This is a genomic window from Streptococcus sp. HMSC061E03, from assembly GCF_001813505.1.
Classification (GTDB): domain Bacteria; phylum Bacillota; class Bacilli; order Lactobacillales; family Streptococcaceae; genus Streptococcus.
In genome coordinates, this window is sequence record NZ_KV812784.1 from 322482 (window position 1) to 333553 (window position 11072).

General features: G+C 42.0%; 9 protein-coding genes. 5 read left to right on the forward strand and 4 right to left on the reverse strand.

Annotated elements, in window-relative coordinates; genetic code table 11:
* Nucleotides 1-56 precede the first annotated feature (56 nt).
* Nucleotides 57-1253, forward strand: coding sequence for an elongation factor Tu (gene tuf / locus HMPREF2917_RS01800; protein ID WP_003008055.1), 1197 nt, complete (start codon nucleotides 57-59; stop codon nucleotides 1251-1253).
* Nucleotides 1254-1417: 164 nt separating this feature from the next.
* Nucleotides 1418-2176: a triose-phosphate isomerase gene (tpiA, locus tag HMPREF2917_RS01805; protein WP_003002560.1), complete on the forward strand. Its 759-nt coding sequence runs from the start codon at nucleotides 1418-1420 to the stop codon at nucleotides 2174-2176.
* A gap of 76 nt (nucleotides 2177-2252) precedes the next feature.
* Here tpiA and HMPREF2917_RS01810 read toward each other — a convergent pair whose 3' ends face one another.
* Genes HMPREF2917_RS01810 through HMPREF2917_RS01825 form a run of 4 tightly spaced genes read right to left on the reverse strand, consistent with a single transcriptional unit; the run spans nucleotide 2253 to nucleotide 6815 of the window.
* A complete protein-coding gene (locus HMPREF2917_RS01810; RefSeq protein ID WP_070588814.1) occupies nucleotides 2253-3488 on the reverse strand; it encodes an aminoacyltransferase in 1236 nt (411 codons plus the stop codon).
* A gap of 5 nt (nucleotides 3489-3493) precedes the next feature.
* Entirely contained in the window at nucleotides 3494-4705 is a 1212-nt protein-coding gene (locus tag HMPREF2917_RS01815) for an aminoacyltransferase (RefSeq protein WP_070588815.1), read from the reverse strand.
* Nucleotides 4706-4708: 3 nt separating this feature from the next.
* Complete coding sequence (gene yidA / locus HMPREF2917_RS01820; protein WP_070588816.1) at nucleotides 4709-5515, reverse strand: sugar-phosphatase; 807 nt, start codon at nucleotides 5513-5515, stop codon at nucleotides 4709-4711.
* Nucleotides 5505-6815: an HD domain-containing protein gene (locus tag HMPREF2917_RS01825; protein WP_049491105.1), complete on the reverse strand. Its 1311-nt coding sequence runs from the start codon at nucleotides 6813-6815 to the stop codon at nucleotides 5505-5507. The genes yidA and HMPREF2917_RS01825 overlap by 11 nt, the downstream gene beginning before the upstream one ends.
* 115 nt (nucleotides 6816-6930) lie before the next feature.
* Here HMPREF2917_RS01825 and HMPREF2917_RS01830 point away from each other — a divergent pair, with 115 nt between their 5' ends.
* The 3 genes from HMPREF2917_RS01830 to HMPREF2917_RS01840 all read left to right on the forward strand — a co-directional run bounded on the left by HMPREF2917_RS01830 (nucleotide 6931) and on the right by HMPREF2917_RS01840 (nucleotide 10992).
* Nucleotides 6931-7314, forward strand: a complete 384-nt coding sequence (locus HMPREF2917_RS01830; RefSeq protein WP_049483366.1) for a YwiB family protein — start codon at nucleotides 6931-6933, stop codon at nucleotides 7312-7314.
* 203 nt (nucleotides 7315-7517) lie between these two features.
* Nucleotides 7518-10202: a cation-translocating P-type ATPase gene (locus tag HMPREF2917_RS01835; RefSeq protein ID WP_070588817.1), complete on the forward strand. Its 2685-nt coding sequence runs from the start codon at nucleotides 7518-7520 to the stop codon at nucleotides 10200-10202.
* Nucleotides 10203-10323: 121 nt separating this feature from the next.
* Complete coding sequence (locus HMPREF2917_RS01840; protein WP_049514648.1) at nucleotides 10324-10992, forward strand: MIP/aquaporin family protein; 669 nt, start codon at nucleotides 10324-10326, stop codon at nucleotides 10990-10992.
* Nucleotides 10993-11072: the final 80 nt, after the last annotated feature.

An 11072-nucleotide genomic window follows, 5' to 3' on the forward strand; every position in this document is an offset into this window, starting at 1 on the left:
ACTGTATTGCCTACTGTCTATCTATAAAATATATTTTATTGGAGGCTTTTACTCAAATGGCAAAAGAAAAATACGATCGTAGTAAACCGCACGTTAACATCGGTACAATCGGACACGTTGACCACGGTAAAACTACCCTAACTGCAGCAATCACAACTGTTTTGGCACGTCGCTTGCCTTCATCAGTTAACCAACCTAAAGACTATGCGTCTATCGATGCTGCTCCAGAAGAACGCGAACGCGGTATCACCATCAACACTGCACACGTTGAGTACGAAACTGCTAAACGTCACTACGCTCACATCGACGCTCCAGGACACGCGGACTACGTTAAAAACATGATCACTGGTGCCGCTCAAATGGACGGAGCTATCCTTGTAGTAGCTTCAACTGACGGACCAATGCCACAAACACGTGAACACATCCTTCTTTCACGTCAGGTTGGTGTTAAACACTTGATCGTCTTCATGAACAAAGTTGACTTGGTTGACGATGAAGAATTGCTTGAATTGGTTGAAATGGAAATCCGTGACCTTCTTTCAGAATACGATTTCCCAGGTGATGACCTTCCAGTTATCCAAGGTTCAGCTCTTAAAGCTCTTGAAGGTGACTCTAAATATGAAGACATCATCATGGAATTGATGGATACTGTTGATGAGTACATCCCAGAACCAGAACGCGATACTGACAAACCATTGCTTCTTCCAGTCGAAGACGTATTCTCAATCACTGGACGTGGTACAGTTGCTTCAGGACGTATCGACCGTGGTGTTGTTCGTGTCAACGACGAAATCGAAATCGTTGGTATCAAAGACGAAATCCAAAAAGCAGTTGTTACTGGTGTTGAAATGTTCCGTAAACAACTTGACGAAGGTCTTGCAGGGGATAACGTTGGTGTGCTTCTTCGTGGTATCCAACGTGATGAAATCGAACGTGGACAAGTTATCGCTAAACCAGGTTCAATCAACCCACACACTAAATTCAAAGGTGAAGTTTACATCCTTACTAAAGAAGAAGGTGGACGTCATACTCCATTCTTCAACAACTACCGTCCACAGTTCTACTTCCGTACAACTGACGTAACTGGATCTATCGAACTTCCAGCTGGAACTGAAATGGTAATGCCTGGTGATAACGTGACTATCGACGTTGAGTTGATCCACCCAATCGCCGTTGAACAAGGTACTACATTCTCAATCCGTGAAGGTGGACGTACTGTTGGTTCAGGTATGGTTACTGAAATCGAAGCTTAATTCGATCTAGTTCCCAGATTAACAATTATATAGACAGACAGAAAACCCCGTGAAGACGGGGTTTTTATTTTGGTAAAAATTAAAATGAGCTTGTGCAACCTTTCATTATGACGAAAATTATGGTAAAATAGATAGTATAAAATTAGAAAAAAGAGGTATGTGAAATGTCACGTAAACCATTTATCGCTGGTAACTGGAAAATGAACAAAAATCCAGAAGAAGCAAAAGCATTCGTTGAAGCTGTAGCATCAAAACTTCCTTCAGCTGACCTTGTTGAAGCTGGTATCGCAGCTCCTGCAGTTGACTTGACAACTGTTCTTGCTGCTGCTAAAGGTTCAAACCTTAAAGTTGCTGCCCAAAACACTTACTTTGAAAATGCTGGTGCCTTCACTGGTGAAACTAGCCCACAAGTTTTGAAAGAAATCGGTACTGACTACGTTGTGATCGGACACTCAGAACGTCGTGACTACTTCCATGAAACTGATGAAGACATTAACAAAAAAGCAAAAGCAATCTTTGCGAATGGTATGCTTCCAATCATCTGTTGTGGTGAAAGCCTTGAAACTTACGAAGCTGGTAAAGCAGCAGAATTCGTAGGGGCTCAAGTATCAGCTGCTCTTGCTGGGTTGACTGCAGAACAAGTCGCTTCAACAGTTATCGCCTACGAACCAATCTGGGCTATCGGTACTGGTAAATCAGCTTCACAAGACGACGCACAAAAAATGTGTAAAGTTGTTCGTGACGTTGTAGCTGCTGACTTTGGTCAAGAAGTGGCTGACAAAGTACGTGTTCAATACGGTGGTTCAGTGAAACCTGAAAACGTTGCTGAATACATGGCTTGTCCAGACGTTGACGGAGCTCTTGTAGGTGGTGCATCACTTGATCCAGAAAGCTTCTTGGCATTGCTTGACTTCGTTAAATAATGACATCTAAAAGGCGAGAGGGTTCTCGTCTTTTTTTTATAGTAGAAAAGACCAGCTACAAAGCTGGTCTTTTAAGTTAGGAACGTCCTAATAGTTTCTTAATGAGAGAAATCATTTTGTACTTCAGAGGACTTGGGTAATAACGGAAGGTACCCATCTTACGAACGATGTAGCCGTTGAAGTTTTGTTTGAAACGAAGCACACCGTCTGACCCGTCAAAGATTCCTTGAATACCAAGGAAGTTATATCTTGGGATACCACGTTTGATGGTTTCAAGCATCATATATTCTTGGAGAACAGCAGGAGCATAGAACTTATTAAATTCTGTATAAGAGCCACTGAATAAATAGGTGGATTCTTGTGGCATATAGACGAAGAGGCTACCTGCAAGAATGACGTCTTGATCTCCATATTTTTCAATATATTCTTTTGCGTCCTTCTTTCTCACCTCAAAGGTATCAAACTGGCTAGAGAATTCACGAAGTTGATTTTGTTTTTTTTCTGAATTGGGGTTGACTTCAAGATCCTTCTGTAATTTCTCAATCTTCTGAGCTAGTTTTCCTTGGTCTTTTTCAAGATTCGTGTAGTAATGGTGGAAGTTCAGCGTTGCGATCATGAAATCTGCTTTGTCGCCAAAACTGTCATAGAAAGTTTGGTAATAATCCAAGGTCTTATCCTGATAGTCGCGACGGTCACTGGTAGAAGAAGTAATATCCTTAAAGAGTTGCAGTTCATCTCGGTTTAATCGTTTCAGTTCAATACCGAAAGATTTGGCTTTTTTGACAAGTGGCTTTCCTTTTTTACTGAAGCTCTTGAGAAGATTTTTTTCGGTGATGCCCTCCATATCTTTCACATAGTGCCAATCACTTTCTCCACCTGGATAACCTGTTGTTAAACCATCATGCTGATAGCCCAGTTTTTTTAGGGTATCCATAAAATGGGTTTGTTCTTCACTGGTTGGATTGCCGTCGCTGTCAAAGGTTTGATAGGTATCATAGGGCTTGATGACGAGTTCAATAGCGCCATTGTCTTTCGCATAGTCTTTTAAAGCTGCATAGAAAGGTTCTAGCATAGCTTCCTCTTGGTAGAGGGGCCCTGAATTTATTTCCATATGGAGACCGCCTGTCATGGGAAGACTATACAAGATCGCAGCCACTTGGACTTGATCATCTTCCTTCCAAGCGATAAATTGAACGGTGTTCCCTCGCTCTACAAGCAGATCTGCCATCTCTGCAGACTGGATGAAAGAGCGATGGGAGACGGTATTTGCAAATGAGGTAAATTCTTCTTTTGAAATTGTCGTAAGAGTCATGTAACTTATTTACTCCTTAATTTTTTCCGGATCTTGTAAGCTGTGTTAACAAGTGGATAGAGTGGACTTGTTGGAAGGTTGAATTCCCCAACAAATTCTTCAATAATAGGATTAAATTTAGATTTAAAATGATAGAGTCCACCATCTAGTGAATTTTCAATGCCTCCCATATTTTGCCAAGAAGCACCACGGTCGAAAGCGTGTTGGGCAGTTTCATACCAGGTGAGGATGGCGGGTTGGTAACGGCGGAATTCTTCATCCATCCCTGCATAAACATTTTCAGATGTCCCACCGAATTCAAGGCTTAAGGTACCAGATAAAGGAACGACCTTTTTACCTGCCTGGAGATGGTGCTCAAGAAATTGCAGTTCTTCCTCTATACGCTCTTTTTCTTTTTGATTGTTCTCAACTTTGCCAGGCTTTGTTTTTTCGGTGAATTTTTCAGCCTCGGCCTTGTTTTTTTCAAGATCTTTTGTAAGGGAGGCTTTCCGTTCTGTGAGATCAAGAGTAGACAAAGTAATGTAGGATTGTCCTTGGTAGGTCGTGAGCAGTTTTTCGTAGTAATCTTTTCCACGTAAATGAATGCTTTTACGTGCTTCTGTCTTTTTCATGAGAGAAGCAAAGTCCTTTAACAATTCAGTCCCGCCAAATTGGACTTGGATCCCTTTGTTTAGAGCAGTTCGGATGGCTTGTCGAGTAGATTTTGAAAGATCTTGCTCAGTGAAAAACTCTTTGTGAATATTTGCTTGAAAGCGTGGTTGGATATTTTCTGCCATATCACTGGTTCGGCCAGTCCATTCAACCCCTTCTTTAGTTAAGGTGTCGATCATCGCTTGCACAGCAGGAGCTTCCGTCTTTTCTTGTCCAATCAAGTGTTTACTCAAGAAAAGACTTGGATCAAATTTCACAAACAAGGCCTTGTATTGTTTGGCAATTTTTTTAAGGGACTGGATCACATATGAAACCAGCTCTTTGTTTTGGTAATCCATGATTGGGCCTCGAGGAATGTAAAGCATGGAAAAGCCAAGTGGCAGGGGTTGAATCAAGATGCTTGCAACAGCGACTAATTGGTCTTCTTGATAAAAACCAACCCGTTCATTTCCCCAATTATCTTTGATTTTTGCCCATGAGCTGCTTTGTAAGAGATTGGTTTGATCACTCTGAATAACAAAGTCATCATGCTCACTAGCAGAAATTCCTAGCTGGTAATGGTACATTTCTTATAATACCCACTTTCTAATGGCGTATGCAACGCCAGATTCATCATTTGATTTGGTAATAGTTGTAGCAATTTTTTTAAGAGCTGGATTGCCATTCTCCATAACGACGGCATGTCCCACGACTTCTAGCATGGAACGGTCATTTTCCTCATCTCCGATGGCCATGGTTTCTTCTTGCTGGATTCCAATTCGTTCAGCTAGATGAAGAACAGCTGCTCCCTTATTGGTTGTTTTCCCTAGAATTTCTAAATAAAAAGGAGCTGATTTGACCATAGTGAAGCGGTTCGTGAATTCTTTAGGGATTTTTGCAATCGCAGCATCTAGAATATCTGGTTCATCGATATACATGGCCTTGACAAATTCTTTCTCACGAACTTCTTCAGGCGTCCGGTAATAAACAGGCATATTGACCAGTTGAGATTCATGAATGGTGTAGCGTCCGATATCGCGATTGCTGGTATAGATGCCGTCTTTAGTAATAGCATGAGAGTGGATTTGGAGTTTGTTAGCAAGAGACTCGATATCGAGATAGTCCTCATAATCTAAAAGGTCTTTGATGAGTTCTTTTCCGGTAGCGGTTTCTTGGACCAGACCGCCATTAAAGGTAATGACATAGTCTCCAGGATCCATCAAATGGAGTTCCTTTAAGAGTTTTGAGACACCTGCAATGGGACGACCGGTTGTGATCACAATTTTAATGCCTGCAGCTTTAGCGTCTTGAATGGCTTCAAATACGGAAGGTGTGATTTCTTTCTTTGAATTAAGAAGTGTACCGTCGATATCGATCGCCACTAATTTAATGGACATCCGTCTCTCCTGTAAAATAATCATTGGTGATATAGGAAGTGAATTCCTCTACTTGCTTACTGAAAAGTCCATTAACCTCCAGCATTTCTTTGGGGAAATAGAAGCGGTTGTCCCCATAGCGAGTTCCTGCTAAAGCAGCGACGAGTGGAGACAACTGAGACAATTCAGCGAGACTCCCATCTTTTCGGATCATCTCGATCTGGGTCCGCGGTTTTTCAAGCTCTGGTCGATAAATATCGTAGGGCAGGTCGAAATTTTGATGAATAGCTGTGTAGTAGGTTGGATTAAACCCAACCTCTTTAATCAGTTTTTCAAGGATTGTTAAGTCTTTTCGCTTATCTTCTGTAAATAGAATCGATTTAAAGACTTTCCGATTAATATAGCGCTGAGCAAGATCAGATAAGATGGTATCCGGACTATCCATCCAGACTTGGAAATAGGTATTCATCACACCGTCATCTAGATTTAGGTAGTCTTGGATAGTGATCTCTTCTTCAAAAAATGGGATCAAGCGAGGTGAAGTCAATTGAAAATACTCTTTTTGATCTGGATAAATGGTTCTAGCGCGCTTGAGTAGATTTTGAAGGAGGACTTCCATGGCACGAGTAGCCGGGTGGAAGTAGACCTGCATATACATTTGGTAACGGCTGACCACATAATCCTCGACAGCGTGCATGCCATTTTGTTGGAAGGCAATGCCATTTTCAATCGGTCGAATGACGCGCAAAATACGGGTCAAGTCAAATTTTCCATAGGAAGCACCCGTAAAGTAGGCATCCCGTAGTAAATAATCCATTCGGTCCACATCAATTTGACTAGAAATCAATTGCACCACTTGTTTATTGGGATAGGTATGATCAATGACGCTGGCAACACGATTTGGGAAATCAGGTGCCACTTGTAAGAGGATCTGATTGACCTCCGTCTCTGGACTGGTGATGATCAGCTGGGTCATCTTTTCATGATCGGTTCCAAAGAGTCCTTCGAAGGTATGAGAATAGGCACCATGTCCAATGTCATGAAGAAGAGCGGCTGTCATGGTCAGTAAGTTTTCATCAGAATTCCATTGCTCTGCATACTTTTCCTCAAAAATGGACAGAATGCGTCTTGAAATTTCATAGGCGCCAAGACAGTGAGAAAAACGACTATGCTCCCCACCGTGGAAGGTAAAACCAGATGTCCCCAGTTGTTTGATGCGGCGTAGTCGTTGAAATTCTTTACTATTAATTAATTGATAAATGATGGGATGATCCACATGAACGTAATCATGCACGGGATCGCGAAAGACTTTTTCATTCATGGGTCTATTATAGCAAAAAAAAGCCTATTTTGCGATATAGAGGCTAATAGGGGCAGTCAAAATGCGTAAAATTTGATAGAATAGTAAGGCAAGAAAAGAAGAGAAGGAGACAAAGATGCAGATTCGCATTCAAAATACCATTCGATTTGGAGAAGAAATGGAAATTGTTGATCAGTACTATCAAGGTGAATGGAAGGAAAAAGCAGGTTTTCAATATCTCTTGTATACCAATGAAGAAGATGAAAAGGTTGCTTTGAAATTTTCCAATGATGAATTGGTCATGACACGATTCTCAAGTCCTAAATCCATCATGCGTTTCTACAAAAATGAAGATGGTGGGGCAATCATCCCAACTCCGATGGGCATTCAGCAGTTTTTGATTACAACAGACCTCTTTCAATTAGAAGCAGGTCATTTGAAAGTCTCTTATCGCTTGTTAACTCTCGATGGAGAACAGGAATTTGCTAATTATCAATTACTGGTGGAATGGGAAGAATAGACCTCATTAAATTATTAGAGATCCCGCTTGCTTTATTCTATAAAAATGGTATAATAAAACCACTCAAGGGAGTAGCTGGCGGTTTTCCGCGATAGTGTCGTCATTACGAATTATTTCCGGCACTATATTAAACAGCGAGACTTGTTTTTTTAAAAAACAGGTCTCTTTTTTTGTAAAAAGAGGCCAAAAAGGAGGAGACTGTTTTGTCAAAAGAACAAAATAAAGATTTGTTTTACACGCAATCTTCTGAGGAAGTCCTAAAGAACTTGGATTCATCTGTCGAAGGTTTGTCAACCGCCCAGGCTCAAGAACGCTTAGCGAATTATGGTCGTAATGAGTTGGAAGAGGGTGAAAAACGTAGCCTACTAGCTAAATTCCTTGATCAATTTAAGGATTTGATGATTATCATCTTGCTTGTGGCAGCGGCACTTTCTGTGATTACAGAAGGAATGGACGGTCTAACGGATGCCATGATCATCTTGGCCGTTGTTGTCTTGAATGCTGCCTTTGGGGTTTACCAAGAAGGGCAAGCAGAAGCAGCCATTGAAGCTCTGAAAAATATGTCTAGCCCCATGGCTCGTGTTCGTCGTGATGGCCATGTTATTGAGATTGACTCAAAAGAATTGGTACCCGGAGATATCGTCTTGCTTGAAGCGGGAGATGTCGTGCCTGCAGATATGCGTTTGTTTGAAGCAGCTTCTCTTAAAATTGAAGAAGCAGCTCTTACAGGGGAGTCTGTGCCAGTTGAAAAAGATGTGACAGGACTTGTTGAAGCAGATGCTGGTATTGGGGACCGCGTTAATATGGGTTACCAAAACTCAAATGTAACTTATGGTCGTGGTATTGGTGTCGTAACAAACACTGGTATGTATACAGAAGTTGGTAAGATTGCAGATATGTTGGCCAATGCCGATGAGACTGAAACACCATTGAAGCAAAGCTTGGAACAATTATCTAAAGCCTTGACTTACTTAATTGTTGTGATTGCGGTCATTACTTTCTTAGTTGGTGTCTTCGTTCGTGGAGAGCATCCATTAGAAGGCTTGATGGTTGCGGTAGCCCTTGCGGTTGCGGCCATTCCAGAAGGACTTCCTGCCATTGTAACTATCGTTCTATCTTTGGGAACTACAACCCTTGCCAAACGCAATTCGATTGTTCGTAAATTACCAGCGGTTGAAACTCTTGGTTCAACAGAAATCATCGCATCTGATAAAACAGGTACTTTGACTATGAACCAAATGACTGTTGAGAAGGTCTACACCAACGGTCAATTGCAAAGCTCAGCAGCTGAGATTGCTGCTAGCAACAATACCCTTCGTATCATGAACTTTGCCAATGATACCAAGGTGGACCCATCTGGCAAATTGATTGGGGATCCAACTGAGACAGCTCTTGTACAGTTTGGCTTGGACCACAATTTTGACGTTCGTGAAGTCTTGAAGGATGAGCCTCGTGTGGCTGAATTGCCATTTGACTCTGATCGTAAACTCATGTCTACCATCCACAAGGAAGCAGATGGTTCTTACTTTATCGCTGTGAAGGGTGCCCCTGACCAATTGCTCAAGCGTGTGACACGTATTGAAGTCAATGGAGAAGTTCGCCCTATCACAGAAGAAGACAAGAAAGCTATCCTTGCGATCAACAAAGACTTGGCCAAACAAGCCCTTCGTGTCTTGATGATGGCTTATAAGACAAGCAAGGAAATCCCAACCTTGGAATCTGAAATTGTTGAATCTGACCTCATCTTCTCAGGTTTGGTCGGCATGATTGACCCTGAGCGTCCAGAAGCTGCAGAAGCTGTACGTGTCGCTAAAGAAGCAGGTATCCGTCCAATCATGATTACGGGTGACCACCAAGATACAGCAGAAGCTATTGCCAAACGTCTTGGAATCATCGATCCAAATGATACAGAAGACCATGTCTTCACGGGTGCTGAGTTGAATGAACTCACTGATGAAGAATTCCAAAAAGTCTTCAAGCAATACTCTGTATACGCACGTGTATCACCTGAACACAAGGTTCGGATCGTGAAAGCATGGCAAAATGAAGGTAAAGTTGTTGCCATGACTGGTGACGGGGTTAACGATGCTCCATCGCTTAAAACAGCTGATATCGGTATTGGTATGGGGATTACTGGTACAGAGGTTTCTAAGGGAGCTTCTGATATGGTCCTTGCTGATGACAACTTCGCAACCATTATCGTAGCAGTTGAAGAAGGACGTAAGGTCTTCTCAAATATCCAAAAATCCATCCAATACCTCTTGTCTGCCAATATGGCTGAGGTCTTCACTATCTTCTTTGCAACCCTCTTTGGTTGGGTTGTGTTACAACCAGTGCATCTTCTCTGGATTAACTTGGTAACAGATACGCTACCAGCCATCGCACTTGGTGTTGAACCAGCTGAGCCAGGGGTTATGACCCACAAACCTCGTGGACGTAAATCTAACTTCTTTGACGGTGGTGTATTCGGAGCTATCCTTTATCAAGGTATCTTCCAAACCATGCTCGTTCTTGGTGTTTACGGTTGGGCTATCCTCTTCCCAGAGCATCAAGTTCAAACTGAAATCCACGCAGATGCCCTTACCATGGCCTTTGCAACTCTTGGTTTGATCCAATTGCTCCATGCCTTTAACGTTAAGTCTGTGTACCAATCAATCTTTACGGTTGGACTCTTCAAGAACAAGACCTTTAACTGGTCAATCCCAGTTGCCTTTGTCCTCTTGATGGTGACAATTTTGGTTCCAGGATTTAACAGCCTCTTCCACGTTTCACACTTGAGCTTGACTCAATGGATAGTGGTTGCTGTAGGAGCACTTATGATTGTTGTCCTTGTTGAAATTGTTAAAGCAATCCAACGAGCACTCGGAAAAGATAAAAACGCCATTTAAGCATAAAAAAAGTCATCTTCGGATGGCTTTTTTTGCGGGCAAAATAGACTGGGCATATTTCTTGAGGTACGTGTGGATTTTTGATAAACTAGTCAACAGTTTGAAGAAAGGAAACTTAGTTATGAAAAAGTTTTTTGCTGAAGTAATCGGCACATTTATGCTTGTCTTTATCGGGACTGGCGCAGTTGTTTTTGGAAATGGAACAGAAGGTCTGGGACATTTAGGAATTGCCTTGGCATTCGGTTTATCCATTGTTGCAGCAGCTTACTCAATTGGGACTGTTTCTGGTGCCCACTTGAACCCAGCTGTTTCGATTGCCATGTTTGTGAACAAACGCTTGTCTTCAAAGGACTTGGTTAATTATATTGCAGCTCAAGTAGTGGGGGCGGTTCTCGCATCTGCAACAGTACTCTTCCTCTTGTCAAATTCAGGTATGTCAACAGCTAGTCTTGGTGAAAATGCCCTAGCGAAGGGTGTGACTCCATTTGGCGGATTCTTGTTTGAAGTAATTGCTTCCTTTATCTTTATTTTGGTCATCATGACAGTGACATCAGCTAGCAAAGGTAATGGCAAGATCGCTGGTCTTGTGATCGGCTTGAGCTTGACTTTGATTATTCTTGTTGGTTTGAACATTACAGGACTTTCTGTTAACCCAGCTCGTAGCTTGGCACCTGCCCTCTTTGTTGGTGGTGCAGCCCTTCAACAAATTTGGATCTTTATCTTGGCTCCAATCGTTGGCGGTGTTCTGGCTGCAATCGTTGCAAAAAATCTTTTGGATACAGAAGAGTAAAAAAATTGGTCCCAGAGGGACCAATTCAGATTGAAAACAAAGTCATATAAAAAACTTTCCTTAGGTGAGTACGGACGTCA

Bases quoted from the DNA above. Each gene is read 5' to 3' on its own strand.
- tuf (WP_003008055.1), top strand. From the start codon at position 57: ATGGCAAAAGAAAAATACGATCGTAGTAAACCGCACGTTAACATCGGT.
- tpiA (WP_003002560.1), top strand. From the start codon at position 1,418: ATGTCACGTAAACCATTTATCGCTGGTAACTGGAAAATGAACAAAAAT.
- HMPREF2917_RS01810 (WP_070588814.1), bottom strand. From the start codon at position 3,488: ATGACTCTTACGACAATTTCAAAAGAAGAATTTACCTCATTTGCAAAT.
- HMPREF2917_RS01815 (WP_070588815.1), bottom strand. From the start codon at position 4,705: ATGTACCATTACCAGCTAGGAATTTCTGCTAGTGAGCATGATGACTTT.
- yidA (WP_070588816.1), bottom strand. From the start codon at position 5,515: ATGTCCATTAAATTAGTGGCGATCGATATCGACGGTACACTTCTTAAT.
- HMPREF2917_RS01825 (WP_049491105.1), bottom strand. From the start codon at position 6,815: ATGAATGAAAAAGTCTTTCGCGATCCCGTGCATGATTACGTTCATGTG.
- HMPREF2917_RS01830 (WP_049483366.1), top strand. From the start codon at position 6,931: ATGCAGATTCGCATTCAAAATACCATTCGATTTGGAGAAGAAATGGAA.
- HMPREF2917_RS01840 (WP_049514648.1), top strand. From the start codon at position 10,324: ATGAAAAAGTTTTTTGCTGAAGTAATCGGCACATTTATGCTTGTCTTT.